37 protein-coding genes are annotated in these 21,982 nt (G+C 62.5%); 24 read left to right on the forward strand and 13 right to left on the reverse strand.

Annotated elements, in window-relative coordinates:
• Position 1: 1 nt before the first annotated feature.
• Both KIP88_RS02785 and KIP88_RS02790 read right to left on the reverse strand, forming a co-directional pair.
• Complete coding sequence (locus KIP88_RS02785) at positions 2–307, reverse strand: hypothetical protein (RefSeq protein WP_214486307.1); 306 nt, start codon at positions 305–307, stop codon at positions 2–4.
• 60 nt (positions 308–367) lie between these two features.
• Entirely contained in the window at positions 368–2,596 is a 2,229-nt protein-coding gene (locus KIP88_RS02790) for a phage major capsid protein (RefSeq protein ID WP_214486308.1), read from the reverse strand.
• A gap of 142 nt (positions 2,597–2,738) precedes the next feature.
• Here KIP88_RS02790 and KIP88_RS02795 point away from each other — a divergent pair, with 142 nt between their 5' ends.
• The 23 genes from KIP88_RS02795 to KIP88_RS02905 all read left to right on the forward strand — a co-directional run bounded on the left by KIP88_RS02795 (position 2,739) and on the right by KIP88_RS02905 (position 12,279).
• A complete protein-coding gene (locus KIP88_RS02795; RefSeq protein ID WP_214486309.1) occupies positions 2,739–3,197 on the forward strand; it encodes a hypothetical protein in 459 nt (152 codons plus the stop codon).
• 147 nt (positions 3,198–3,344) lie between these two features.
• Complete coding sequence (locus KIP88_RS02800; RefSeq protein ID WP_214486310.1) at positions 3,345–3,533, forward strand: hypothetical protein; 189 nt, start codon at positions 3,345–3,347, stop codon at positions 3,531–3,533.
• A gap of 11 nt (positions 3,534–3,544) precedes the next feature.
• Positions 3,545–4,162 carry a hypothetical protein gene (locus KIP88_RS02805; protein WP_214486311.1) on the forward strand — a complete coding sequence of 206 codons (618 nt, stop codon included), beginning with the start codon at positions 3,545–3,547 and terminating at the stop codon, positions 4,160–4,162.
• 3 nt (positions 4,163–4,165) lie between these two features.
• Positions 4,166–4,390, forward strand: coding sequence for a hypothetical protein (locus KIP88_RS02810; protein ID WP_214486312.1), 225 nt, complete (start codon positions 4,166–4,168; stop codon positions 4,388–4,390).
• Positions 4,391–4,407: 17 nt separating this feature from the next.
• Positions 4,408–4,965 carry a DUF4236 domain-containing protein gene (locus KIP88_RS02815; protein ID WP_214486313.1) on the forward strand — a complete coding sequence of 186 codons (558 nt, stop codon included), beginning with the start codon at positions 4,408–4,410 and terminating at the stop codon, positions 4,963–4,965.
• Positions 4,966–4,973: 8 nt separating this feature from the next.
• Positions 4,974–5,117 carry a hypothetical protein gene (locus KIP88_RS02820; RefSeq protein ID WP_214486314.1) on the forward strand — a complete coding sequence of 48 codons (144 nt, stop codon included), beginning with the start codon at positions 4,974–4,976 and terminating at the stop codon, positions 5,115–5,117.
• On the forward strand, positions 5,114–5,428 hold the full coding sequence (locus KIP88_RS02825) for a hypothetical protein (RefSeq protein WP_214486315.1): 315 nt from the start codon (positions 5,114–5,116) through the stop codon (positions 5,426–5,428). Before KIP88_RS02820 ends, KIP88_RS02825 begins: the two co-directional genes overlap by 4 nt.
• A 99-nt stretch (positions 5,429–5,527) precedes the next feature.
• A complete protein-coding gene (locus KIP88_RS02830) occupies positions 5,528–5,680 on the forward strand; it encodes a hypothetical protein (RefSeq protein ID WP_214486316.1) in 153 nt (50 codons plus the stop codon).
• Entirely contained in the window at positions 5,680–6,069 is a 390-nt protein-coding gene (locus KIP88_RS02835; protein ID WP_214486317.1) for a hypothetical protein, read from the forward strand. The genes KIP88_RS02830 and KIP88_RS02835 overlap by 1 nt, the downstream gene beginning before the upstream one ends.
• Positions 6,069–6,974 carry a hypothetical protein gene (locus tag KIP88_RS02840; RefSeq protein WP_214486318.1) on the forward strand — a complete coding sequence of 302 codons (906 nt, stop codon included), beginning with the start codon at positions 6,069–6,071 and terminating at the stop codon, positions 6,972–6,974. Before KIP88_RS02835 ends, KIP88_RS02840 begins: the two co-directional genes overlap by 1 nt.
• A gap of 35 nt (positions 6,975–7,009) precedes the next feature.
• Positions 7,010–7,570, forward strand: coding sequence for a hypothetical protein (locus KIP88_RS02845; protein WP_214486319.1), 561 nt, complete (start codon positions 7,010–7,012; stop codon positions 7,568–7,570).
• Positions 7,567–7,749: a hypothetical protein gene (locus KIP88_RS02850; RefSeq protein ID WP_214486320.1), complete on the forward strand. Its 183-nt coding sequence runs from the start codon at positions 7,567–7,569 to the stop codon at positions 7,747–7,749. Before KIP88_RS02845 ends, KIP88_RS02850 begins: the two co-directional genes overlap by 4 nt.
• A gap of 71 nt (positions 7,750–7,820) precedes the next feature.
• Positions 7,821–8,327 carry an HD domain-containing protein gene (locus KIP88_RS02855; RefSeq protein ID WP_214486321.1) on the forward strand — a complete coding sequence of 169 codons (507 nt, stop codon included), beginning with the start codon at positions 7,821–7,823 and terminating at the stop codon, positions 8,325–8,327.
• 154 nt (positions 8,328–8,481) lie between these two features.
• The gene (locus KIP88_RS02860) at positions 8,482–8,754 is read left to right on the forward strand and encodes a hypothetical protein (RefSeq protein ID WP_214486322.1); all 273 of its coding nucleotides are present in this window, start codon (positions 8,482–8,484) and stop codon (positions 8,752–8,754) included.
• 14 nt (positions 8,755–8,768) lie between these two features.
• Entirely contained in the window at positions 8,769–9,209 is a 441-nt protein-coding gene (locus KIP88_RS02865) for a hypothetical protein (protein WP_214486323.1), read from the forward strand.
• Positions 9,206–9,415 (forward strand): hypothetical protein, encoded by a 210-nt coding sequence (locus KIP88_RS02870; RefSeq protein ID WP_214486324.1) that lies wholly within the window; start codon positions 9,206–9,208, stop codon positions 9,413–9,415. Before KIP88_RS02865 ends, KIP88_RS02870 begins: the two co-directional genes overlap by 4 nt.
• Positions 9,408–9,938, forward strand: a complete 531-nt coding sequence (locus KIP88_RS02875) for a hypothetical protein (RefSeq protein ID WP_214486325.1) — start codon at positions 9,408–9,410, stop codon at positions 9,936–9,938. Before KIP88_RS02870 ends, KIP88_RS02875 begins: the two co-directional genes overlap by 8 nt.
• Positions 9,938–10,291 (forward strand): hypothetical protein, encoded by a 354-nt coding sequence (locus KIP88_RS02880; protein WP_214486326.1) that lies wholly within the window; start codon positions 9,938–9,940, stop codon positions 10,289–10,291. The genes KIP88_RS02875 and KIP88_RS02880 overlap by 1 nt, the downstream gene beginning before the upstream one ends.
• A gap of 81 nt (positions 10,292–10,372) precedes the next feature.
• Positions 10,373–10,564 (forward strand): hypothetical protein, encoded by a 192-nt coding sequence (locus KIP88_RS02885; protein WP_214486327.1) that lies wholly within the window; start codon positions 10,373–10,375, stop codon positions 10,562–10,564.
• A 78-nt stretch (positions 10,565–10,642) separates the two neighbouring features.
• Entirely contained in the window at positions 10,643–10,966 is a 324-nt protein-coding gene (locus KIP88_RS02890) for a hypothetical protein (RefSeq protein ID WP_214486328.1), read from the forward strand.
• A gap of 117 nt (positions 10,967–11,083) precedes the next feature.
• Entirely contained in the window at positions 11,084–11,752 is a 669-nt protein-coding gene (locus tag KIP88_RS02895; protein ID WP_214486329.1) for an SH3 domain-containing protein, read from the forward strand.
• A gap of 52 nt (positions 11,753–11,804) precedes the next feature.
• On the forward strand, positions 11,805–12,071 hold the full coding sequence (locus KIP88_RS02900; protein WP_214486330.1) for a hypothetical protein: 267 nt from the start codon (positions 11,805–11,807) through the stop codon (positions 12,069–12,071).
• Between the two features lie 4 nt (positions 12,072–12,075).
• Complete coding sequence (locus KIP88_RS02905; RefSeq protein WP_214486331.1) at positions 12,076–12,279, forward strand: hypothetical protein; 204 nt, start codon at positions 12,076–12,078, stop codon at positions 12,277–12,279.
• On the opposite strand, the gene KIP88_RS02910 is transcribed toward KIP88_RS02905, so the two are convergent.
• The 4 genes from KIP88_RS02910 to KIP88_RS02925 are packed head-to-tail and all read right to left on the reverse strand — an operon-like array spanning position 12,266 to position 18,055.
• A complete protein-coding gene (locus KIP88_RS02910) occupies positions 12,266–13,921 on the reverse strand; it encodes a hypothetical protein (RefSeq protein WP_214486332.1) in 1,656 nt (551 codons plus the stop codon). The genes KIP88_RS02905 and KIP88_RS02910 overlap by 14 nt on opposite strands.
• Positions 13,914–17,423 carry a hypothetical protein gene (locus KIP88_RS02915; RefSeq protein ID WP_214486333.1) on the reverse strand — a complete coding sequence of 1,170 codons (3,510 nt, stop codon included), beginning with the start codon at positions 17,421–17,423 and terminating at the stop codon, positions 13,914–13,916. The genes KIP88_RS02910 and KIP88_RS02915 overlap by 8 nt, the downstream gene beginning before the upstream one ends.
• A 3-nt stretch (positions 17,424–17,426) precedes the next feature.
• Positions 17,427–17,822 carry a hypothetical protein gene (locus tag KIP88_RS02920; protein ID WP_214486334.1) on the reverse strand — a complete coding sequence of 132 codons (396 nt, stop codon included), beginning with the start codon at positions 17,820–17,822 and terminating at the stop codon, positions 17,427–17,429.
• Between the two features lie 14 nt (positions 17,823–17,836).
• Positions 17,837–18,055, reverse strand: coding sequence for a hypothetical protein (locus KIP88_RS02925; RefSeq protein ID WP_214486335.1), 219 nt, complete (start codon positions 18,053–18,055; stop codon positions 17,837–17,839).
• 131 nt (positions 18,056–18,186) lie between these two features.
• Here KIP88_RS02925 and KIP88_RS02930 point away from each other — a divergent pair, with 131 nt between their 5' ends.
• The gene (locus KIP88_RS02930) at positions 18,187–18,399 is read left to right on the forward strand and encodes a hypothetical protein (protein ID WP_214486336.1); all 213 of its coding nucleotides are present in this window, start codon (positions 18,187–18,189) and stop codon (positions 18,397–18,399) included.
• Between the two features lie 10 nt (positions 18,400–18,409).
• Here the strand turns inward: KIP88_RS02930 and KIP88_RS02935 are convergent, their stop codons facing one another.
• The 7 genes from KIP88_RS02935 to KIP88_RS02965 all read right to left on the reverse strand — a co-directional run bounded on the left by KIP88_RS02935 (position 18,410) and on the right by KIP88_RS02965 (position 21,938).
• The gene (locus KIP88_RS02935) at positions 18,410–18,874 is read right to left on the reverse strand and encodes a hypothetical protein (RefSeq protein ID WP_214486337.1); all 465 of its coding nucleotides are present in this window, start codon (positions 18,872–18,874) and stop codon (positions 18,410–18,412) included.
• Positions 18,867–19,193 (reverse strand): DUF6527 family protein, encoded by a 327-nt coding sequence (locus KIP88_RS02940; RefSeq protein ID WP_214486338.1) that lies wholly within the window; start codon positions 19,191–19,193, stop codon positions 18,867–18,869. Before KIP88_RS02940 ends, KIP88_RS02935 begins: the two co-directional genes overlap by 8 nt.
• Positions 19,194–19,195: 2 nt before the next feature.
• Positions 19,196–19,873 carry a hypothetical protein gene (locus tag KIP88_RS02945; protein ID WP_214486339.1) on the reverse strand — a complete coding sequence of 226 codons (678 nt, stop codon included), beginning with the start codon at positions 19,871–19,873 and terminating at the stop codon, positions 19,196–19,198.
• Between the two features lie 53 nt (positions 19,874–19,926).
• Complete coding sequence (locus tag KIP88_RS02950) at positions 19,927–20,148, reverse strand: hypothetical protein (RefSeq protein ID WP_214486340.1); 222 nt, start codon at positions 20,146–20,148, stop codon at positions 19,927–19,929.
• On the reverse strand, positions 20,145–20,339 hold the full coding sequence (locus KIP88_RS02955) for a hypothetical protein (RefSeq protein WP_214486341.1): 195 nt from the start codon (positions 20,337–20,339) through the stop codon (positions 20,145–20,147). The genes KIP88_RS02950 and KIP88_RS02955 overlap by 4 nt, the downstream gene beginning before the upstream one ends.
• Positions 20,340–20,403: 64 nt before the next feature.
• Positions 20,404–21,396, reverse strand: a complete 993-nt coding sequence (locus KIP88_RS02960) for a tetratricopeptide repeat protein (RefSeq protein WP_214486342.1) — start codon at positions 21,394–21,396, stop codon at positions 20,404–20,406.
• Positions 21,393–21,938: a class I SAM-dependent methyltransferase gene (locus KIP88_RS02965; RefSeq protein WP_214486343.1), complete on the reverse strand. Its 546-nt coding sequence runs from the start codon at positions 21,936–21,938 to the stop codon at positions 21,393–21,395. The genes KIP88_RS02960 and KIP88_RS02965 overlap by 4 nt, the downstream gene beginning before the upstream one ends.
• Positions 21,939–21,982 lie beyond the last annotated feature (44 nt).

Below are 21,982 nucleotides of genomic sequence, written 5' to 3' on the forward strand. Positions count from 1 at the left end.
CTCAGCTTTGCTGCTTCGGCGTCTCTTTCGGCGTCTCTTTTGCGGGCGTTGCGGCCCGCGTCTGGTAGTTGCCGCCCGAAGGCTTCGACGGTTCGGACTGCCGGGTGATCACCGTTTCGAATTTCGGCTCCGGTCCGCTGCCGTCGTCCTCGTGCGTCTCGATCGGCACGCCGAGCTTGGCGAGATCGCACTCTTCCTGCGTCGGGGTCGGCTTGCCCTGATGGGCATAAGCCTCCTCGACCGACTTCGCTTTCAACTCGGCACCCTTGGCCTGTTGCTCCTTGGCCTGCGCGGTTGCGTCTGCCATCTGATATTCCTTTTGGTTTGGGGATTGAGGGGACACTGCGGGGCGGACCCCGCAGCTAGATCACCACGTCACGCCAGCGATCCACGCGACCACGCCTTGACGGCGCAGCGCCCAGTTCATCGGCAGGATCAGCCGCAACGCGAGGCTGTCGGTCTGGAACATCGACTGCGCGGGTGCCGCGACAACCGGAGCCGTGCCAGCCGCCGCGAGTTGCTGCGGGTTGGTGTCTTCCATGTGCAGCGTCGCCTGATCGCTGATCTCGAACCGGGGCGTATCGCCGGACACCGAGACGTAGTCCGCTGCGTCGAGGCAGATCACGGTGCCGAGCGGCACGGTGCCCGACGTGATCAGCGGACGACCATTCAGCCTGCCAGCATTGACTTCGTCGCGGAACGGGAAGAGCCCGCCCGGCACCGGAGGCTGGATGAAGCTGATCGACAACGCCTGTTGCGGATTCATGATGAAGACCATGTTGCGGATGTTGCCGTTGGTCGCCGTCAGAATCGCGCCCGTCAGTTGCTTGAGATCGGTGACGAGGGCGTTGAACGCATTGGGCGGTGCTCCAATGGGCGTGGGCGTCAGACCAGCGACGCCGTTGCGCAGACCGGCGGGACGGATCGCCGTGGCCGCGTTGGTGTCGAGCAGCACGCTGTCGATGGAGATCGCAGTGTCCTGCTGGATGGCCTCGCGAAGCAGACCTTCGATGGCGGGCACGGAATGCTCGTCCATTTCGCGGGTCCACGTCGAGATCACGGCCATTTTCTTCGGGGTCAGCGTCTGGCTGGTGAACGCAGCCTGACGGACCGGGATCGGCGCACCTTCACCGACGAACGAACCGGCCACGGTCGGCGTCAGTGAGCGGGTCGGCACGATGATCCGGCCATTGCGGCCGAAGGTCAGCTTGAGACCCAGTGCCGACAGCGACGGATAGACCGACGCAGGCAACAGCGCGGGCATCATGTCGGCGACAATCTGCTGAACCAGTTCGGCGGCCCAGCCGGTGACCGTGGTCATGGCAGGAGCCGACGCCGCCTTCAGCGTCAGATCGCAGATCATGCGAGTCGCTTCGTCGTCGCCGTAGACTTTCTGGCGCGCGTCGTCGATGGAGACGCCCATCGAGCGGGCGAGCGCGCGGACCGTACCGGCGCGAACCAGAAACTCAATCGGGTCAACCGTCTTCGCCTTGAGGCTGAACGGCCGACGTTCGCCGCCCTTGCCGGTGATGACGCGGGTGTTGCCGTCGCCATTGCCGTCGCTGCTGGTCTTCGCCAGCCTGCCTTCGGATTCCTTCAGCGAAGCATAGAGCGCTTCCTGATCCGCGATCTTCTTGTTCAGCTCCTGCGTGGTTGCGAGATCGGCATCGGTGACGTTCTCGTCGTCAACGGCTTCAAGATGCGCGGTCAACTGATCGCGCAGCTCAACGAGCCGCTGTTCGTTCTGTTCGATTCTCTTGGTGAGGGGGGACATGATCCTGTTCTTTCGTACAGGAGGACTTTCGGCTTGCCCGCCGTTGAAACCGCGCTTCACCATGCTCTGGTCTTTTGTGTTGGCTTTCCCGCCAAAGACCAGCGCCGTGGTGGACGCGGAGATGTTGAGCGATCTTGCGACCGCCAATGCATTCGGATTCGCCGGGATGGAGACGAGGCTCGTCTCGACCAGCTCGGTTTGTTTGAAGCGCAGCCCGCTGCCGCCCTTTGTCAGCGGCTCGGACTTTCTCGGCAGGAAGCCGACTGACACGGCGCGCAGGATGTTCTGCTCGACCAGCGAAATGATCTCGTTGATCCGGTCAGACGTTCCCTTCTTGGCGAGCTGCAGATGGCCACGCAGCCTGCCGTCGCCGGTCCGCAGATTGATCCATTTGCCAATCGGGAAATTCGGATTGTGGTTGAACAGCGCGACCGGGTTGTTCTTGAAGTTCGCGAGATCCCAGCCATCGGCGTCGATCACATCGCCCATGCGGTCCGGCGTCGCATCCGACAGGATGAATTCCAGACCCTCGCCCGGCGTGACGTGCGTCTTGTGGACGACTTTGGCGGCGCGCTCTTCCCATGCCAGCGCGCAGGCATCTTCGTCGCCGGTCTCGCTGATGCAGTCCCGCATGAACTCGTCGCGGTTGTCGTAGTCATCCGGCGCGGCCTTCAGCGCCTTGTCCTTGTTGCGCCAGATGTCGAGACAGATCGCGACCGCCTGATCCTGATCACGCTTCTTGCCGTCCGGTCCCATCATTTCGGGAACGCAACGTGCCGAGAAGTCAGATTGGCTCTCTCCGGGCTTCGGTTTCATGGGCATGGCGAAAACCTCCGCGATTTCAGGGGCCTGCACCCCCAAAGATTCTTTGATAATTTGCTGTAGGCCGTATTGACCTATAGGTCGGAATGACCTATGTATTCCCTGTCGGCGGGTGGTCCGCCCCGGAAAAAAGGAGTTTCTGATGTACGTCTCTGAGTACGGTTCGCTCCGCGAGAAGATCGCGGCGGAAGGTCAGGCCCGGAAGGCCCGCGCCGTCGCGTTCGAAGCGGCGTTCGCCAAGGCCTCGGAGGCCGGTAAGGCGGCCGGTGAGGCGATCAAGCCCCGCGCCATGATGGTGGTCGAGCCGTCGAATCCGTTCGCCAAGGGCTACAGCGTGCCGAAAGCGATGTGGCATTGCTCGGAAGGCGCGTGCGGTTTCGCGTGGGTCAACGTCTCGCCCGGCAACTCGCCGTTCGCGAACTGGCTCAAGAAGAACAAGCTGGCGCGGAAGGCCTACGGCGGCGGCGTCGATATTTGGATCTCGGACTTCGGTCAGAGCATCGACCGTAAGGAAGCCTGCGCCCAAGCGATGGCGCGCGTGCTGAAGGAAGCACTCGGCGACGACAAGCTGTCGATCTACGCCTCCAGCCGGTTGGATTAACCGGCACCATCACCGGGCGCGGCATGGTGCTGCGCCCAGAAAGGAAAACAGGTGGAGTTCTTTATCGACGGGTTCGTACTGACCGCGCTCTACCTGATCCCCACCCTGATCGCGTTGCGTGTTTTGAACATCTGACAGGAGAACGAAGTGAAGAAGTTGAGTCCCAAGAAGGCGAAAGAGGCGCGCATCAATCGCGCGATTGTCGGGTTCATCATCCCGATCATGTCCATCCCGAAGCTCTGCAAGGAATTGGAAGCGGCAGTCGTGGCCGACGCATCTGACGCGGATCTGAAGGCAATCGTTGCCGGATTCCCCGGCGTGGTCGAGAGCAACTAGGAGTAACGAACGTGGGTTGGGTCTTTTTTCACAAGCCGAAAGGCGTCAAGGCGGTCGAGGCGATCAAGAACGGTTGCGGCGCTGCATGGCTCGAAAAGCACTTCGTGGCTGCGAGCGCGACGCGCGAGGCGGTGTTCATCGTGGCCAAATTCCACGAGCCTGAGAGCAAGGTCTATGTCCCCGACGCGGACGGCATGGTGCGGGCGCTGCTGGTCTACGCCATCAAGTCGGTGCCGAAGGACGAATACAATTTCGGCTACAAGGACATGGAAGAATCGATGGGGCCGTATGGCTGCCCCGCTCCGATGTCGATCATCGCCCAGTGCTCCGAGCTGCAAGATCCGATTGGTCCGCTGCCGGAATACTCCAGCCTGAAGAATGCGCGCGGTTACCGCGAGGGCTCGGCCGCACACGCGGCTCGCATGAAGCTGAAGCGTGGCCTGAAGCCCGGCAACAAGGTCGTGCTGCCCAAGGCGCTGCTGTTTCGGGACATCCCCTGCCAGCGCTTCACGGTCGAGATCTGCCGCGTCAAGGGTCGCAAGGGCAAGAGCACGGTGTTTCGTGCCGAGAACGGCATGCTGTGCGGACTGAGCGCGCGTAACCTTGAAGGCGCAGTGGTGGAGGCCTGACCGATGGCAACTGATCGCATGGTCCACAACTGGCTGCCCTACCCCAAGGGCAAACACTGGATTCACATCCCCGGCAACCCGGTCTGTCTGGTCCGCACCGAGCCGCTGGCGCAGGGCTATCTCTGGCAGCACGGCAAGCAATACGGCTTCGCCGACACGCTGGAGAAGGCCAAGGACTGGGCCGAGACCGCCCGCGAATACTTCCCCCGTCAACTACCAACCAACTGAGCAAAGGAGAACTTCACTTGGGACTTCGCTTTCGTAAACGAATTGGATTCGGCCCGTTCAAGATCAACCTGTCCGGCTCCGGCATCAGCCTGTCCGCTGGCGTGCGCGGTGCATCGGTCAACATCCCCATCGTCGGCCGTCGCAAACGCAAACCGTCCGTCTCGGTCGGCGTGCCCGGCACCGGCTTGTACTACACGCAATCCATCGGCGGCTCCGCCGCTGCCGCTCCGCCGCCACTGCCGGTGAACGTCGCCACCAAGGAACGCGACCGCTTGCTCAAGATCGCCTACGACCGGGCTGTGGCGGGCCAGCCCACGGAGGTCCGGGAGATCATGGCGTGCGCCGTGATCGCAGGGCAGCAGCATAACTGGAATGACGATGTCGCCGTCCATAACGCGGTCATGCAGGCCTTCCCCGATCTGACCGAGAGTCGCTTGAACGCGATCCTGTCTCCGCTGATCGTCGCGATCCGCGACGTCGGCGCGGAGCAGCGTGCTCTCGACCGCCGGGTTTTCTCGCGTGGCATCGCGGTGGGCGTAGTGATCGGCGTGCTCATCCTCGTTTACATTTTCTGAGCTAAGGCATGAGCATCGAAGACGAGGCCGACGAGATCCGCGAGCGGATCGAGGATCTGGACATCCTGCTGGAGACCCTCCAGCAGACGTCCGAAACGCTGGCGGTGTTTCTGAGGCCGCCCCAACCGATCAAGAAGGAGACCGTCCAATGACCCCGCACTGGCATGAACAGAATCCGTGGCGCGACCAGATCACCTACGTGCCGATTGAGCGGCTCGCCGAATGCGTCGCGGGCGGCACCATCAGCATGGGCACCCACGGCCCATCGGTGCCGTATGACGTCGCCTTCGTGCTGAAGCATTGGGCCAACTACGGCGACAAGCTCGACGCCTACATCCTGCCGCAGCCGCACGGTCGGCACTCAATCGGCATCCGCTACGGCGCGGAGGGCAGCGAGTATTTGTCGCCGCACAACGCGCACCCGCAAAAGACGCTGGCCCTGCTGGCCGAGTATCACAAATAACTGGCTTGAACTCACAATTGCATCATAGGTCACAATGGCCTATATAAGAACCAAGGCGCATGACGCGTCCAACCTGAGAGGAGAGAAAGTACCAACGCCATGTCACTAGAAGACATCACCAAACTGAGCGACGAGCAGCGCGCCGCACTGGTCGCGATCTCCCGCATGAACCGGCCGAATGCCAAGCAGCGTCGCGCGATGGAAGCGATTAAGCGGGCGTTCCGCGCGAGAGTGGAAGCGGAGGCCGCGTGATGACTGCCTCCTGCGCGCACTACGGCGTGGCATCGCTGGTGATCTACAACGGCCGGGTCAAGCACAACATTCTGGTGCTCGGTCCGAAGATGGATCACCCGCACCTCATCAATTCCGGCGACCGAGAATTTGCTGAAGCGCTTTGCAAGAAGATGCGCAAGGCGGCCGGGCAGGTTTCGATTCAGAACGAGATCAAGGCCTACACCGTGGTGCCGCTGCCGATGATCGAGGAAGCCGAGATCGCCGTCGCCGCACCCGTAGCTGCCGAGACGATGGACGTTCCGCGTCCGCCGCGCGGCATGTGGTGGAAGATGGAAAAGGAACGCGCGGTCGCAATCGCAAAAGCTATTGAAGTCGAGTCCTGCAGCGAAATGCAGGAAGCCGCGTGATGGGTGCCTTCACGGATCTTACCGAACAACGCTTCAACAAGCTGACCGTAACGGGGCGCGCCGAGAACAAAGGCAAACACCCGCGCTGGTACTGTGACTGCGATTGCGGCAACAAAACCATTGTTCACGCCGGGTCATTAAAGTCCGGCGGCACCAAAAGCTGCGGCTGCATCCTTCGCAAGAACTTCATTGACCTGACCGGCCAACGGTTCGGCAAGCTGACAGTCGTCAAGTGCGGCGAGAAGCAAGGAGTTCAGTGGCGCTGGCACTGTGCTTGCGATTGCGGGAACGAAACGGTCGTCGTTGGCAACGCCCTGAAGACCGGCAACACCAAAAGCTGCGGCTGCCTCATTGGAAACTTGGAGTTCACTGACCTGACCGGCCAACGGTTCGGCAAGTTGAAGGTCGTTGCTGGCGGCGCGACCGAAAGGAAAGGCGCTGGCTTGTGGCAGTGCGTCTGCGATTGTGGAAACGAAACCACTGTGAACGGTTATCGATTGCGATCTGACCTCGTTCGCAGTTGCGGCTGTCTTGCGGCGCTGCCACCCGGTGAAGCGGCAATCAATTTCGCATTCTCCAGCCATCGAAAGACTAACGCTGAAGCGCGCGGTTACAAATCAACGCTGACTCGCGACCAGTTTGCTGCCATCTGCAGTCAGAACTGCACCTATTGTGGCCAGCCTCCCTCGATGGTCTCGCGAAGCAAGCGTTCGAACGGTGACTTCCTCCGCAGCGGCATCGACCGCAAGGATAACAGCAAGGGCTACACCCCGGAGAATTCGGTGCCCTGCTGCAAGGAGTGCAACATCGTCAAGTCCGACCTGACCATGGAGGCGTGGCAATCGTACATTCTGCACGTCGCAATGGCCGCGATCAGGCGGCATCATAAACAGAACGGAGTTTAGAAGTGGGACGGATTACCGAGTTGACGTTCAAGGACATGACCGGCGAGCGCTACGGCAAGCTGGTCGTGATCGAGCGCGACAGGATGTCGGTCAAGTGGCTCTGCCGCTGCGATTGCGGAAACGAAAAGCTGTTCAATCCAAGCACGCTGCAGAATATCAAGAGCTGCGGTTGCGGCCCGCGAGGCAACTTCGCTGGGGTGAAGCGCGGACCGAATTTGAAAGCGCGACTCCCCAAGGGCGAGGCGGCGTTCAACCGGGTTTTCCATGCCCATAAGACGAACGCGAAGGTTCGCAAGCTGGAGCAATCGCTCACCCGCGAGCAGTTCAAGAAGCTCTGTTCGGGTAATTGCGTGTACTGCGACGCACCGCCCTCAACGGTCTCAAAGGCGAAGCACAGCGGCGACACTTTTGTTCGCAACGGCGTGGATCGCTGGGACAATAGCAAAGGCTACACGGTCGAGAACTCGGTCTCCTGCTGCACCATTTGCAATTACGGCAAGAAGCAGATGAGCGGCGAGGAGTGGCTGGCCTACCTTGATCGCCTCGCCAGATTTCAGTTTCCAGACGACTTCGCCAGCGAGGCGATGGCCGCGTGATCATCCTGATCGGCCTCTTCATCCTGCTCGTGCTGCTGTTCTGGTGCTGCCGTCGCGCCCCGGCGTACTACCCGCAACGCTGGGACTCCGATTGCGACGTCTACTGCGATCCGGATCTGATCGAGGGCGACGCCTGCAGCTACGACGACTGTGACGACGGCGGCGAATCGGACGATTAACCATTAGGAATTTGGTCCCTTGCGCCATAGGCCGAAACGGCCTATATTAACGATGAAAGGAGTACTGGGTTATGGAACCCTTGGTTAGGAAGGCCCATGCGTTCGCCGCCAAGGCGCACGCCGGGGTCTTCAGAATGTTTTCCGGGGAGCCCTACGTCGAGCACCCCATGCGGGTTGCGGCAATGCTGGCCGAGCTGGGCTTCGACCCTGACGTGGTCGCGGCTGGCGTCCTGCACGACGTGATCGAGGACTGCCCGGTCAGCGAGGCCGAGCTGGCGGCCGAATTCAGTCCCCGGATCGCCGCGCTGGTGGTCGAGGTGACGAACCCCGAGAAGATCCCCGGCATGAGCAAGGCCGCCCGGCTGGCTGGCATCGTCCAGCACCTTGCCGCCTCCTCCTATGCGGGCGCGTCGATCAAGCTGGCGGACATGCTGGACAACTCGTCCAACGTCTCCAGCGTCGCGCCTGAGTTCGCCAAGGGCTATCTGCCCAAGATGGCCGCCAAGCTGGCGGTGCTGGGCCACGGTCACCCGGAACTGCTCGCAAGGGTCAAAAAGAATCTCGAAAATATCGCGTAGGCCGTATTGACCTATAGGTCGGAATGACCTACATGAGGGGAGTGGAAAGGAGATCCCCCGTGTCATTGCTCTCGAAACTGGTTAACGGCGTTCTGAACTACTTGGTCGAGGCCTTCTTCGGAAGCCCGAAGTTCGTACCAGAGGAGGCCTGATCGTGGCGCACTGGTCCGATTACGACGAGCGCGAGGAGCGCGAAAGCCACCTCGCCTCCCCGGTCGAAGCGGTCGCCGAGTTCGCGGCCAACATCGGCGGCGAATATCCGGATCGCGCGTGGCTGCTGCATGACTTCGACGTCTGGGTCGCCAATCCGGCCTATGTCGGTCCGCCGGTCCCGCACCCCGAAAGCTACGACGAGGAAGATGACTTCATCGGTCCGCGTCAGCCCTATCAACCCCGGCCTTTGGCCGACGACGACATCCCGTTTTAACAGAGGAGATCCAAGTGCAACTTCTATCTGGCCACATCTCGCCCGAGTCAGCCTACGTGGTCGAGGACTACCCCTACGGCTTCAGGCTGCGGTGCAAGATCCGTTACTGGATCGAGTTCAAGCCGAAGAAGGGTTTCCGTTTCGTCTCGCAGACGTCGAACCCGAAGGTCGCTGGCCTTGTCTGGAATAAGCCGAAGGCCTCGGTCTACGCGATGTTCGGTGGCGCGATGTACCTCGACGAAAACGAGCACGTCCAGTTCGCCGCTCTCGGTGAGTACAGCTCTGGCGCGGAAGCCAAGGCGTGGCAGGAGCAGTATGGCGAGGCGGTGCCGGAAGTCGGCCGCGTGCTGCTGAACAAGTGGGTCGCCGCCAAGGTCGCCTACGATGCCAACAAGGGCGAGAAGCTGGGCGATGGTTTGCCCGCCGCCCGCAAGGCTTGGAGCGAAGCGCAATGAAGTCCGTGCGCGACAGAAAACTGGCTGCGGTCTGGAAGTACAAGCACCGCGACTACAAGGGCCGCATCAATGGCGTGCGCTACGTGATGGTCTACCGCAACGGCACCATGTCGGTGCCGCTGGCTGATCTGACCGACGCCGAAATCGAAGACGCTTTACCGGCCGCCGTCCGCGCGGCCTTCGCAGAGGAGAATCTCAATGCCTAAGAAGGACGACGAATACGGTCTGTTGATCGACCGGGTCAACGAATACGGCTCCGAGAAGGTCACGGTGCATGTCGTTCGCCGCCGCGAGGAAGACGGCAACGTGCCGCTCGGCTGCTCCGGCGATGGCGAGCTGTACGCAGGCTATGGCTGCCCGAAGCATCTGCTCGGCCTCGTGGTCGATGGGCTCGGCATGTACGGCTTCATCAGCGACACCGACGGCGCGCACATCGGTGGCGATGTCGAATTTCGCAGCGTCTTTTCCAGTGACGAGCGCAAACTCGGCCGCATGCTCAAGGCCATCAAGCGGGTCAATGTCCGGATCGAGAAGGACCGGTCCACCGAAGCTGGCGACAAGTTCATTTCGTTCGCCAAGGCGCTGAAGCTGTCGTTCGCGGTGGTCCGCATCGGCGAGCGCCGCCGAGATCCGGACTGGCGCTTCATGTCGATCGAGGAAGGTCGCAACCGCTACCGCCAGATGATCGAGGAAGCGAGCGCCGAAGTGCTGGCGCGGAAGGTGGCGTGATGGCTCCCCGAAAACTGACCGACGAAATGTACGCCAGCATTCCCGCCCTGATCGCGGAGGGCAAGCGCAAGCTGGAGATTGCTGAACAGTTCGGCGTCAAGCCGGGCACGCTACAGGTGATGTGCTGTCGCAAAGGCATATCGCTGCGCCCCGGCGGCAAGCGCAAGCCGCTCGTCGCCCTGTCGCTGCCTTCGCCGTTGCCGTTGAGCGACAAGACCCTGCGCGCTTTGCGCGACGCTGCCAAGGCCATGGGCACCGACGAAGTCAGCCTCGCTGGCCGACTGCTGGAAATCATCGCCAAGGACAATCTCTACAACGCCGTGCTCGATCCCGAAGAACTCGTCGCCGCCTGACCTTTCGCCCCTGCGCATCACGGTGCGCAGAACGAAGCGCCATCCCGGTGATCTTCAAACCAAACGGAGAAATGTAACTTAATGAAACGCGCTATCCTCGCACTGCTCGCCGTCCTCGCCCTCGCTGCCCCGGCATCCGCCACGCCCGGTGCTGTCAATGCGCAAGGCTGCCACGGCGCACGCGGCAAGATGGGCTACCACTGCCACGGCCACAACTCGACTTCGAAGTTTCGTTCCAGCAATCGCCGCTATGTCGCGTTCGGTCGCGGCTGACCCTTCGCCCCTGCACATCACGGTGTGCAGAACGAAGCGCCATTCCGGCCTTCATCAAACAGGAGACTACCGACAACCATGCGTAAACTTTTCACTGCCGCCGCGTTCGTTCTGCTGTCCACCGCTGCCTTCGCGAGCGATGAGACCAAGGACTGGTCCGACAAGGAAAACACCTGCGACAACGAAACCATCACCGAAGAAATGAAGGAGATGGCAGAGCAGAATCCGCTCGGCCCGCGTGTCATCTACGTCAAGGACGCGACCGAGATTAGCCGCAAGAAGGACGAACTGCGCTGCCGCATCACCGTGGTCCATAGCCGTGGCAAGCAGAACGGCACTTTCCGCTTCTTCAATCAGGACGGCCATTCGCTGACTGGCTGGAAGGCTGGCAACGGTCGCTGACGTTTCGACACTGTCGCCAGTGTGGCGGCAGCACGAAGCGCCATCCCGGACCTTCAACAGCAACAGGAGCACCACCAAACTATGAAACGATCTCTACTCGCCGCCGCTGCACTGCTGATGCTCAGCACCGTCGCGGCCTCCGCTTACGAAATAACGTGCGCCGCGCCGCGCGTCGCGCTCGGCGACGATCCTGCCGACAACAACCCGGTGGTCCGGGTCGATGTCAAATTCATTCCCGAAGAGCATTCGTGGCGCGTTTTTCACTATCGCCAAGACGGCCTCGTGGTCTCGCGCAGCGAGCAGTACGCCATTCAGGATGCCAGCACCGATAACAAGGCGCAGTGGCAAGGCTCGCTGAACCGTGCGCGGCATCTCTACATGGTCGGCGAGGTCAAGCGCATCGATGGCGCGATGGTCTATCTGGAGTGGTTGTACGACCGCAAGAAGAACAATCAGCTCGTGATGCACGCCGCCGCACGATGCGCCAACAAGACAACGCAGGCGTCGGTCGAATCAACGATGTGGTTTCAGGTCCCGCCCTACGCGAGCAACGGGATCTTGAATGTTCGCAGAGGCCCCGGCGTCAATCACGGGCTGGTCGGCGTGATCCCGGCCGGACAAGTCGTCAGCGCCTCGCGTTGCGTCCCGCGTGATGACGGCACCGTAGGCGCGGACTGGTGTCTGGTGACTTGGAACGGCATCACCGGCTGGGCCTCGCAAGCTGTTTTGCTGCCTCTTCAACAAGAATCGGCACCCGCTCCGCGCATCCCGCGACCGACGTCTTGACCATAGTCGGCCGTCTTGTCATTTTTGACAAAACGGCCTATATGGGTGATTCATGACAATGACATCTGACGAATATCGCGCCGCGCTCGACAAGCTTGGCATCAATCAGCAGGCCGCTGGCCGGTTCTTTGAAGTCGGCAGCCGCACCGCCCGGCGCTGGGCGCTGGGCGAGGCCCGCGTGCCCAACCCGGTGGCCATGATTCTCCAATTGATGCTAAAGAAGCGGCTCAAGGTGGAGATTCCGATCTGGAACGAACAGGCCCGCGATTTTGACTCGACCCAGATCTGGAAGCTCTCCGCTGAACGCAAGCTGGAGTAGCGCCATGGCAGAGCCATTCTATGCCGACTTCGACGGACTGCCCTCACGCACGAACGGGCGCGAGGCTTGGGTCTATAGCGGCGGCGTCTGGCGCGAGATCAACTCGACCTCGCATGGCGCAAACTCGCAGCCGCTAAGCAAGCAATCGTTCGACCAGTGCTTCCCCAACACCCCGCCGCTGCCGCCGGAAGCCTTCAAGGATTCGTAAATCGGCTGCGGCCATCGACGATCTCCCAGTCGGTGCCCTTGTAGCTGTCGAGCACGCCGCCGTAGAGCGCCTGCATCTTGGCGTCGAGCGCATCCTTCTCCGGACCCTTCGGCATCACCCGCGCCTTCTCGTACATCTCGTGGCCGCCGCGATTGGTCTTCGCATCCAGCATCTTGGTCTCGGTGATCTGCACCTCGCCGATCAGCCCGGTCTGGCGGTCGCGAAACAGCAGCGCCCGGTCGGTGTAGTTGGAGCCGGGGATCGTGCGCCACGGCTCGGCCAGCACCTCGTGCGTGCGCCCCAGCCTGCGGATGACCTCGTCGGCCTGATCCGGATGGGTGAGGATGAAGGCCCCGCGCGCGGTGTCGGTGACGCGGGCGGCCGGATCTGGCGCACGCTCGGCGATCTTCTGCAGCGTGCGGTCGATGCCCTTGGCGCTCGATGTCTTCGGCCCCGGATCTTTGAATTTGATGCCCATGTCGGCCGCGATCTTGCGCCCGGCCTCGGCGAAGCTCTTCTGCGCGATCGGCGCGGCGCGGATCACATCGTCGATGGTCTTGACGCTGGAGCCAGCCACCCAGTCGGCGCGTCGCGCCTTGACCTCGACGTCACCGCGCCCACGCACGCCCGGCCGATAACCGGCAATCGACGGCGCGGTCTTCATCTGCTCGGCGGTGCCCTCGTCGTAGTCGCTGACAGTGCGGCCATCGCCCCGCGTGTAGCTCAGCCGCTCGGGCGAGCTGTGGACCATGAACACGACGTCGGGCTCGCCGCCGTTGAATTCCTTGTAGGTCTGCTTGTCCCAGCCGTCCGGCTTGTAGGTCTCATTCCACGCCAGCCGCGCCACGGCCTTGAACCCGGACCGCGCATAGAGCGACGGCAGCGCGGTGTCAAAGGCGTCGAGGCGGCGACCGCCCTGCTCTACCGCGAGCTTGAGCGAATTGGCGGCGACGCCCTTGGTCATGTTGCCCGGATACTTGAACAGCGAGACAATGTCGTCGCCCTTGAGCGCGAAGCCAGACTTGCCGTCCGGCGACATGAACAGCCGCATGCCCTTGTATTCGTCGGGCTCGTAGACGTGGACGGAGGCACCGAATTCGCCGGTCTTGGCGCGCGTGATGGCGCTGTGGAAGGTCTTGGCACCCTCGGTGCCGCCGTGCTCGTAGAAGGTGGCGCTTTTCGAGCGCCAGATCGCGACTACATTCCGGCTTCGTTCAGCATCGCTAGGGCTTTCTCGGCTGAAAGCCCCGGATGGTTGGCCATCACTTCCTGCACCAGCTCCCGGTCCTCCGGGGACAGGCTTGCCAGCACCTTCTGATCCTCCGCCGTCGCCGACGAATTGTCCGCCTTCGGGTGAGCCTGCTGGGTGTCTGGGATGCTCTGTTTCATTCCATCCTCTATATAGGTCATTTTGTCCGCGCGCAACCAGTGCATCGGCGCGAGCCTTAACCTTGATCCAGCGCGCCGCGCGCAATTTGGCTTGCTGTGGCTCGACATACGCAGCACGGTGACGCGCACGGATCGGCCCCATGATCTTCTCGTCGATGGGATAGTCCACCGCGCGCAGGATCGGCCCGTGCAAATCGGCATCCTGCTTGTTGCCGTCCTTGTCGAGGTAAAAGAATTCGTTGGCTTCAGCCATGCTTCACCCGGCCGACATAATCGTCGAAGCGCTTCATCGCCTCGGCGTCCTTCAGATTGAGGACGCCGCTCCAGTTGGTGCCGAGCAGCAGATCCTTGCCGCGCGGGCTGTCCGCGACTTTCCAGATCGCCTTCGGATCGCGGTCGTGGATCGCATCAAGCAGCGGGTCTTCTTCGGCGTCGTCCAACTCCAGTTGCGGCTCTTCTTCGTCGTCCTCGTCGGGCTCGATCTCGATGTCGGCCAGACCTAGATCCACCGCGTGACGCAGCTTCTCCGCGTCGTCTTTCTGATCCCAGTATTCCTCCTGATACTCGGCGATGGAATCAGCCAGATAGGTCGGTGGGTCGATCTCGTCAGCTTCCTTCTCGGCCTTCTCGTTGAAGCCGTCGATCATTTCCTTTTCGAGCTGGTCGCGCATTTCCTGCGAGAGAAATTGCGACGGGTCGAGCGGCTCGATGCCGGGCAGTGTCTGCTGCGTCGGGTCATAGCCAGCGGGCTCCTGCAGCTTGTCGTCATCGAACGTCACTTCAGGATCGTCGCGACCGTCGCCGTACTTCGATTTGTAGTCGAGGCTGATCGCGGCAAAGAGCTGCTGATCGGTGTACGGGATCGGCGTGTCGCCTGCGTCCTCGCGGGTTTCGCGCGCGGCGGCGAAGGCCTCGGTCGCCCATTCCGGGATGCTGCCTTCGTTGTAGAGATCGACCAGCGAATTCTTGCTGTCCTCCAGCGCCTGTCCGCTCTCGCGCCAGTTCTGCTCCTCGCTCTCCAGAAATTCCGAGTAGGTGCTGCGCATCCAAGCATCGCGCACATCGGCCTGCCTGTCGCTCGACAGCATATTCCAGTCGTCGGCCTCGTAAGTGTCGAAGCCCGGTCGAGCGCTGCTGCTGCCGCCGCTGACCCTGCGCTCCAGCGAGGCGCGCAGCTCATTCCACGATTCCTGCGTCGGCACGTAGCCGTACTTGGCCCACGCATAGCCGCCGACATCGATGTTGGCGGTGACCCCGACTTTCTCGATGCCGAGTTCGCGGTAGGTCTCGACGTTGCCCGCGAGCATCTGCTTGCCCATGTCGGCCCCGCGAGAACCCCGGTTGAGCTGGAAGTAGGCGCTGTAAGCGCTCTTGTCATCGATGTTGATGTCGCGCGTGTAGGTGCCGACGTTGCTGCCTTGGTCGTTCTGGACGTTGCCGCTCAGACTGAACTTGCCGGTGATACCGTAGGCTTGGATTTTCATGTCGCCGTTGAGGCCGCCCATGAACTTCTGTTTGAACACCGCCGGATCTTCGCCGATGGTCTGATTCCATTTCTCGATCACGGCATCCTGCCGCGCCTTGTCGCCCTCGATGGCGATCTTGGCCTTGTCGAAATCTTCCTTCTTGGCCTTGCCCTTGCCCTTCGGCTTCGCCGAGCTGCCAGCGCCACCGCCGCCGCCGGGACCAAACTGGCCGCCGTCAGGCCCGCCCGCAGGCACGCGCGGGTGCTTGCCCTCGTCCCATTCCTTCGACGACCACGGCGCTGGCGCGCCCTCGCAGGCGAGGCAGACCTTGCCGCACGGCTCGATCAAGAGATCGGCGTCAGCCTCGGCCTCGATGGCGGCGCGGGTCACCAGCTCCTTCTTGCCGAGCTTCTCCGACTTGCGCCATTTGCGGGCGCAGACGCCGGGAGCCTTCTTCGCGCCGACGCATTTGGTCAGCGCGATGACGCAGCGATCCATGAAGGCGTCGCGCGTCTCGTCCTTTTCCGGCCACAGCTCGATTTCGGTTTGCTTCGGCTTCTTCGGCTTGCGCTCCAGCAGCGCCTGCGCCTGCGCGCGGATCGTCGGCCAGTCTAGCTCTTCAGCACCAGCTCGCCGTTCTTCTGTTCGAACAGCGTCCAGTCCTGCAGCTCTTCCGGCAGCTCCATCTCCAGCTCCGCCGTCCATGTCGGCAGCGGCAGGCCCCACGCCATCTCGATGTAGTTCTCGCGCGTCACCGGCACGCCCGCCTTGTTCATCAATTCGATAATGTCGTTCATGTTTGTCGAGCCCGATCAGCTTCGCGATTGCGCTGCGCGTTTGCTCCAGCGTCACCTTCGGATTGTCGTGGTAGGCGTGCCACGCCGCCTCGATGGCGTCCTGCGTTTTCTTGGAGGCGTTGCCGAAGGTGTCGCGTTTTACCACCCACACCGCCGATTGCAATTGGCGCGGCTGGATGCCCAGCTCCTTGGCCGCCTCGCGGTAGGCCTGCGCGTAGACCGGATAAAGCCCGGAGAGGCCGGTCTTGACCGACGCGCCCGCCGCCTCCCAGCCTTCCGGCTGATCGACCTTCATCGGCGTGTTGCCGAAATTATGCGACACCGCCACGGTCGAACCTGAGAGCTGCCGCAACAGCGCGGCTCCGACAGCGTGGGTGTCGATGGTGACGTCACCGTTGGCCGAATGCGGGTCGAGGATGTTGTTGTAGAACGAGCGCACCTTGTGCGCGGTCCCCATCGCATCGCTGATGATCTTCAGATCGCCGTTGGCTTCCAGCGCCCTCACCGCGTTGGTGATCGCGGGCAGCGACTGCCAGACCACTTTAGCAGGCGAGCCGTCCTTGTTGCGCGTCACCTCGCCCAGCGCGCCGTTCGGCAGCACGGTCCGGTAAGCCGGGTTGTTGTGGGTCTCGTCGTAGGTTCGAATCCACAGCGCCTTCTCGGCTGGGCTGGTCAGCTCGCCCAGCGTCTTGCCGCGCACCAGATCGACCACCTTCTGATTCTTCGCGGACCACAGCGTCTTGGACTTCTCGTCCATCTCTTTCGACCAGACGGTGCCCTGCTGTTTCTTGTAGGTCTGCAGCAGCATGTCCGCGATGTGGACGTTCTGATCCCAGTCCTTGGTCGGCGACAGCGCCGCATAGACGGCGGCGACGCTGGCGTCGTTGAAGCCATAGAGCTTGACGCGGTCATCGACCAGCGCACGGGCACCGTCGTACCAGACCTGAGTGGATTTGTCGGCGTACTGATAAAGGAATTTCAGATTGTCCTTCATCTGATCGACGATGTTGCTGACCGCCTCATCGGTCGAGCCGCTTAGATCCTCGGCGCGGAAGTTCGGATAGAAGTCGTCGTTCTTGAACAGGCCGATGTCGTGCTCGTAGCGCTCCGGTTCGAGCTTCATCGAGGCGACGTCAGGCTGTCCGTAGGCTGGCGGAGGCGCAGGATTTTTCTTCGTGCCCTTCGCTGTCGGGTTGCGCGACGCTATCGTGTTCGGATGTTCACCCTTGCTGCCGGGCAGCGGTGTAACGCCGCTCGCCTTCGCCAGAGCGCTGGCGGTGGCAACATTGGCTTTGGTCTTGGCCTCGACCTTGTCGGTGTCGATGTCGCCGCCGCCGCCTCCGGTGGTCCACCGTCCATGTTCGTCGCGCGGGTGCTCGCTCTCGTCGAACGGCTGCTTCTTCGCCAGCAGCCGTCGCGCCCGCGCCCGCGCGATGCGGAAGCGTTGCGCCAGCGTGAGTTGCGCCTCGGCCTGCGCGAGGACGCGGAGCATGGTCTATGGGCGGCGAGCGGCAGCGGGTGCGTCGGCACCACCGACGCCGCCCTCGATCACTTCGATGGCGACGGCGAACTGGCGGGCCTGCGCTTGCGGCACAGGGCTCTTGGCGGTGCCGGATCTGAACTTGATGAAGTTGATGTGGCGGCTCCAGTCGTCGCGGACGATGATCGCGGAATTGTCGCCGCGCACCACGATGGTAATCTCGTTGCCCGCCGCGTCGTACAGATTGTTGTAGCCGCTCGCGCCATCGGTCGAAATCTGGAACGTCATATTGGCATTGGTCCAGCCGCCGTCCGTGGTGATGCGGACGATGTTGCCCGCCGAGATGTCGATGCCGTCCGAGAGCGATTCACCGGCTTGGAAATGCGGGCCGTCGATGATTTGTAGCGTCATAGGTGTCTCCCTTGTCAGTCACTTTCCAGAACGATGATCGATGTCGGCACCTCGGGCGCGCGGACGCGCAGCGCCAGCTCGGTGGCGATGCAGGCCTTGCGTTCGATGCGGTTGTCGTAGAGGTGCGGGAATCGCGCGAGCCGCTCCAGCTCGGCGACGAGCTGCACCGAGTTCATGGATTTGTAGTTGGCCTGCCAGAGATCCGCAGACGGATATTCGTGTTGCTGCAGCATGGATGCCTCCTGCTGGCTTTTGGAAAGCGGCGTGCTATACAGTGAGCCATGGACAAACTGCCGCCATGGCTACTGGTGCTGATCGGAATGACGACAGGCGCTGCCGTGTTCGCGGCTGGAGCGATGACGCAATGGCATTAGGACCGGGCAAGTATGACGACCTCTGCACGCTGGTGCGCGAACAGCTCGGCATCGGCGATCACGGCGGCGGCGTGGTGCTGATCGTGGTCGGCGGTCCTGACGGCGGCGGTTTCGCCTGTCAGGCCGATCTGCAGACCACACTGGGACTGCCGGATCTGTTGGAGCATGTCGCGCAACAAATCCGCAAAGACGGAATCGGTTGATGTCGGTCTTTTAGATCGGCTGCGGTTCGCCGGTCGGCTGGATCGAGCCCGCCACCGCTTCGCCCGCGACGATCATGATGTCGCAGACCGTCAGCAGCTCGCGGGTGCCCTCGCCGAGATCGGCGTCAGCCCGCGCGCTCACCTGTGTGCGACCGATCGCCTTCGGGATCACCTTGCAGATGGTGTCGTCGCTGGCATCGACTTCGATGGTGGCGAGTTCTTCGTTGGCGGTGAACCACGTCACGTCGCCATCGACTTGCGCAGGATTGCCCGCGCCATCGACGTAGGAGACTTGCATCGTGACAGTGTGATCGGCAGGCAAATTGTACATGACGTGATCCCCTTCCATTGTGATCGCAAACTGTTCGTATTTGACCGTGACCAGCGTATGAACGCGCGGCAACGGCTCCTCACCGACTTCCATGACCTTCAGTACGTTGGCAAAGACGATCTCGACACGGGAGACCTCAACCATCGGTTCGCCTTTCCGGCCAGTCCGGCAGCTCGACGGTCTGGCCGTTCAGCGCGTGCGGGTTGTCGCTGCAGAACACGATCTGGCCGTTGGTGATGAAGTAGTGGCACAGCGTGTGCTGGTGGCCCTCTTCGTCGGTGGTGAAGCAGCGCACGGACGGTGTGAAGGTCGGGCGATCCATGTCGCCGTTGAAGCTCCACACCGCGCCGTTGCGATTTCGAATCCCGACTGCGATGCCGTGCGGCTCGTCGCAGGCGGGGCACCAGTGATGATAGCCGCGACCGGCGGCGTCGCTGTTGCCGCTGTACGGTCGCAGCTTCATCGCTACTTCGGTTCGGGAGTTTCGGGCAGTGTGTTGTCGGGGCGAGTCGGTGCGCCTCCGGGCAAGGTATTGTCGATGCCCGGCTTTGCGGGCGGCTTCTGCGCCCACGCCCACGCCAGCACACCGTTGACGTTGACGATCACCCACGCGCCTTCTTCGGTGTTGACGCTGGTCGGCGGCGTCGGCGGCACCGCTGCGGCATACACCTTCGGCTGCGCGTGCGGCGGCAGGCCCTGATCCGGTCGGGTCCATCCTCCACCGGGCAGGCTGTTGTCGATGCCGGGCTGCTCGCCGGGCAAGCCTTGATCCGGACGCACCGGAGCCCATGGCAGGCCTTGGTCGGGATGACCGCCGCCCGAGCCCGGCGGACGATTGCCCGGATGACCGGGCTGCACGGGCAAACCGTGATCGGGGTGACCCGGATGGAAGATCGGGCGACCGTAACCCGGATCGACCGCGCCAGAGCCCCAGCCACCGCCCCAGCCGGGCAGATAGTCGGGATAGATCGGACCGCCGCCCGGATGACCCGGTGCCCACGGCAGCGAATTGTCGGGGCGTCCCGGCGAGCCCGGCAGACCTTGGTCAGGACGCGGCCCGGAGCCCCAGCCACCGCCGAAGCCCGGCAGGCTGCCGACGTCGCCGCCGATGGGGATGATCACTGCAAGAGTTGGTTGTCGCATGCTGTTTCCTTTTTGAATGTTGGGGAGGGGGCCGCGCTGGTTTTGTGTCAGTCTCAGGTGATGCTTTTTTTGATTTTATTCTGTCGTCTGTAGACCACGTCGATGGTCCAGCCCCTGTCGTGGCAGTGTTTGCGCACGCGGTCGCGAGTCCATTTGCCGCGCTTCATGTAGCTGACGATCGGCGCGGTCTCGACCACGACGTTGTCGTGCAGGATGATGCCAGCGGTGAACGGTCTCGGCTCGGTGCAGTGGATTTGCGCGAGGATCTCGATCATGCGTCGTAGCTGACCTCGATGGTGAAGCTGTCGCCGTCCTCGTACTCGTCGGCGTGCTCCATCCAGAATTTGTTGAGCGCGTCGATGATGCGCGGCGTCAGTTGTACACTGGTGACCAGCATGCCGCCTGCGCCGAGCACGCGCATCGCTTCGGTCGGTGCCTGCACCACGGTGAATTCGATCACAGGCATTACTGCGTCACCAGCAGGATCATGGCGAGAACGAGCACCACGGCCACCACCGCCAACGCGACAGTTATTCCGGTTCGTTTGTCGAGATACATCGGAGCGCCTCGTTGATGCGTGCGAACGGCGCAGACCAATCGTTGGCGTCGCTCTGCCGGTAGGTCTTCAGGGTCGGATACCAGCGCTCGACGTGGTGCCAGCGCCAGTCCGACAGATAGGGCAGCAGCAGATGGGCGGAAGGATGGCCCATCGCACCGGCCAGATGTGCAGCTGCGGTGTCAACGCTGACGATGTGGTCCATCGCCTCGATGCGGTTGGCGACGTCTTCGAAGTCAGCGCCCGGCGGCAGCGGATCGACCCGCTCGTTGGCGATCGTGCCGGGCTGCAGGCTGTAGAGGTCGAAACCGTCGAGATCCGCGAGCTGCAGGAAGCGCTCCAGCGTGAACATGGTCTGGGTCCGGCCGCACCACGCGATGCCGATCTTGTCGCTTGCATTGACCGCAGCGGGTAACTGCGATCCGAGATAGGGCGCGGCCGGGATGTTGTCGGCGTTGATGCCCAGCACGCCCATCACCGCGAACAACGGCAGGCGGCAATCGTAGCCGGTCAGATCGTCCGGCACCCTGTCGGTGACCTCGACGGCGAAGCTCTTCGCGGTGCGGACCAGAGCGCGGTCGATCACCAGCGTGGCGTCGGCGCGGGCGCTGATCTCGTCGAGAAAGCGCATCGCCATGATGGCGTCGCCATGGCCCAGCTCGTGGTAGACCAGCAAGCGGGTCGCACGTTCGCCCTGCCACAGCGGCAGCGCGGTGATGCGGTCGATGTCGTTGCCGACAGGGCCGAAGCCGCGCCAGTGAAACAAGCGCCACGCCACCTCGTATTCCGGGAAGCCGCGCGCATAATCGCCGAGCGAGAGCAATGCGGTGGCACGGTTATAGCGGGCATATGGCTCGTTGGGGTCGATCTTCAGCGCCGCGTCGAAATTGACGATCGCGTGGTCGAACTGGTTCGCGTTGAAGTGCGCGATGCCGCGATGGACGTAGTGGTACGCAATCGGATTCATCGCCGTTCGAACACCAGCCACGTATTTTCAACGTGGGTGAGGTTGCGCCCCTGTGCCTGCAGCCGGTTCAGCACGCCGGTCACCTCCACGGTCGGGTTGCCGTAATCGTGCCAGATGATGAGGCCGCCGTGATTGATGATCGCGGCAGCCCAGACGCTGTCGGCCATCACTGCGCGCTTGCCGTGATCGCCGTCGATGAAGATGACGTCGGCGGCGTGCGGCAGCTCGGCACCGCGCAGCCGCAGCTCGAAACGCGGATCGTCCTTGACCAGTTGACCCGGTTCGCCCGGATGCTCGATCCGTTGCGCCGGGATCTCGAATTGATAGGCGGCGTGGACGTCGATGCCGATGTAGCGCTCGATGCTCGGGATGTTCTCCAGCACCGCGCGTGCGGTCAGTCCGACGTTGACGCCGATTTCGACCATGGTGTGCGGTTCGACGCTCTTGATCAGTGTCAGCAGCACCTCCTGCTCGCCGGGGTGCATGTACTGCCGCACGGTCGAGCCGGTGACGCCGAGTTCGGCTTTGGTGATGGTCTTCATGACGTCAGCGCCCGGAAGCCGGATGCCATGAACAGCGCGAACGC

It is taken from the genome of Bradyrhizobium sp. SRL28 (genome assembly GCF_018596315.1).
Classification (GTDB): Bacteria; Pseudomonadota; Alphaproteobacteria; order Rhizobiales; family Xanthobacteraceae; genus Bradyrhizobium.

What these genes read in the sequence shown, in the direction of transcription:
- KIP88_RS02895 (WP_214486329.1), top strand. Translation starts at nt 11,084, where the DNA reads ATGCTCAGCACCGTCGCGGCCTCCGCTTACGAAATAACGTGCGCCGCG.
- KIP88_RS02880 (WP_214486326.1), top strand. Translation starts at nt 9,938, where the DNA reads ATGGCTCCCCGAAAACTGACCGACGAAATGTACGCCAGCATTCCCGCC.
- KIP88_RS02940 (WP_214486338.1), bottom strand. Translation starts at nt 19,193, where the DNA reads ATGAAGCTGCGACCGTACAGCGGCAACAGCGACGCCGCCGGTCGCGGC.
- KIP88_RS02795 (WP_214486309.1), top strand. Translation starts at nt 2,739, where the DNA reads ATGTACGTCTCTGAGTACGGTTCGCTCCGCGAGAAGATCGCGGCGGAA.
- KIP88_RS02965 (WP_214486343.1), bottom strand. Translation starts at nt 21,938, where the DNA reads ATGAAGACCATCACCAAAGCCGAACTCGGCGTCACCGGCTCGACCGTG.
- KIP88_RS02950 (WP_214486340.1), bottom strand. Translation starts at nt 20,148, where the DNA reads ATGATCGAGATCCTCGCGCAAATCCACTGCACCGAGCCGAGACCGTTC.
- KIP88_RS02955 (WP_214486341.1), bottom strand. Translation starts at nt 20,339, where the DNA reads ATGCCTGTGATCGAATTCACCGTGGTGCAGGCACCGACCGAAGCGATG.
- KIP88_RS02945 (WP_214486339.1), bottom strand. Translation starts at nt 19,873, where the DNA reads ATGCGACAACCAACTCTTGCAGTGATCATCCCCATCGGCGGCGACGTC.
- KIP88_RS02810 (WP_214486312.1), top strand. Translation starts at nt 4,166, where the DNA reads ATGGCAACTGATCGCATGGTCCACAACTGGCTGCCCTACCCCAAGGGC.
- KIP88_RS02785 (WP_214486307.1), bottom strand. Translation starts at nt 307, where the DNA reads ATGGCAGACGCAACCGCGCAGGCCAAGGAGCAACAGGCCAAGGGTGCC.
- KIP88_RS02840 (WP_214486318.1), top strand. Translation starts at nt 6,069, where the DNA reads ATGGGTGCCTTCACGGATCTTACCGAACAACGCTTCAACAAGCTGACC.
- KIP88_RS02855 (WP_214486321.1), top strand. Translation starts at nt 7,821, where the DNA reads ATGGAACCCTTGGTTAGGAAGGCCCATGCGTTCGCCGCCAAGGCGCAC.
- KIP88_RS02930 (WP_214486336.1), top strand. Translation starts at nt 18,187, where the DNA reads ATGGCATTAGGACCGGGCAAGTATGACGACCTCTGCACGCTGGTGCGC.
- KIP88_RS02960 (WP_214486342.1), bottom strand. Translation starts at nt 21,396, where the DNA reads ATGAATCCGATTGCGTACCACTACGTCCATCGCGGCATCGCGCACTTC.
- KIP88_RS02900 (WP_214486330.1), top strand. Translation starts at nt 11,805, where the DNA reads ATGACAATGACATCTGACGAATATCGCGCCGCGCTCGACAAGCTTGGC.
- KIP88_RS02825 (WP_214486315.1), top strand. Translation starts at nt 5,114, where the DNA reads ATGACCCCGCACTGGCATGAACAGAATCCGTGGCGCGACCAGATCACC.
- KIP88_RS02890 (WP_214486328.1), top strand. Translation starts at nt 10,643, where the DNA reads ATGCGTAAACTTTTCACTGCCGCCGCGTTCGTTCTGCTGTCCACCGCT.
- KIP88_RS02915 (WP_214486333.1), bottom strand. Translation starts at nt 17,423, where the DNA reads ATGCTCCGCGTCCTCGCGCAGGCCGAGGCGCAACTCACGCTGGCGCAA.
- KIP88_RS02910 (WP_214486332.1), bottom strand. Translation starts at nt 13,921, where the DNA reads ATGGCTGAAGCCAACGAATTCTTTTACCTCGACAAGGACGGCAACAAG.
- KIP88_RS02935 (WP_214486337.1), bottom strand. Translation starts at nt 18,874, where the DNA reads ATGGTTGAGGTCTCCCGTGTCGAGATCGTCTTTGCCAACGTACTGAAG.
- KIP88_RS02905 (WP_214486331.1), top strand. Translation starts at nt 12,076, where the DNA reads ATGGCAGAGCCATTCTATGCCGACTTCGACGGACTGCCCTCACGCACG.
- KIP88_RS02870 (WP_214486324.1), top strand. Translation starts at nt 9,206, where the DNA reads ATGAAGTCCGTGCGCGACAGAAAACTGGCTGCGGTCTGGAAGTACAAG.
- KIP88_RS02920 (WP_214486334.1), bottom strand. Translation starts at nt 17,822, where the DNA reads ATGACGCTACAAATCATCGACGGCCCGCATTTCCAAGCCGGTGAATCG.
- KIP88_RS02790 (WP_214486308.1), bottom strand. Translation starts at nt 2,596, where the DNA reads ATGCCCATGAAACCGAAGCCCGGAGAGAGCCAATCTGACTTCTCGGCA.
- KIP88_RS02875 (WP_214486325.1), top strand. Translation starts at nt 9,408, where the DNA reads ATGCCTAAGAAGGACGACGAATACGGTCTGTTGATCGACCGGGTCAAC.
- KIP88_RS02885 (WP_214486327.1), top strand. Translation starts at nt 10,373, where the DNA reads ATGAAACGCGCTATCCTCGCACTGCTCGCCGTCCTCGCCCTCGCTGCC.
- KIP88_RS02835 (WP_214486317.1), top strand. Translation starts at nt 5,680, where the DNA reads ATGACTGCCTCCTGCGCGCACTACGGCGTGGCATCGCTGGTGATCTAC.
- KIP88_RS02925 (WP_214486335.1), bottom strand. Translation starts at nt 18,055, where the DNA reads ATGCTGCAGCAACACGAATATCCGTCTGCGGATCTCTGGCAGGCCAAC.
- KIP88_RS02845 (WP_214486319.1), top strand. Translation starts at nt 7,010, where the DNA reads ATGACCGGCGAGCGCTACGGCAAGCTGGTCGTGATCGAGCGCGACAGG.
- KIP88_RS02830 (WP_214486316.1), top strand. Translation starts at nt 5,528, where the DNA reads ATGTCACTAGAAGACATCACCAAACTGAGCGACGAGCAGCGCGCCGCA.
- KIP88_RS02820 (WP_214486314.1), top strand. Translation starts at nt 4,974, where the DNA reads ATGAGCATCGAAGACGAGGCCGACGAGATCCGCGAGCGGATCGAGGAT.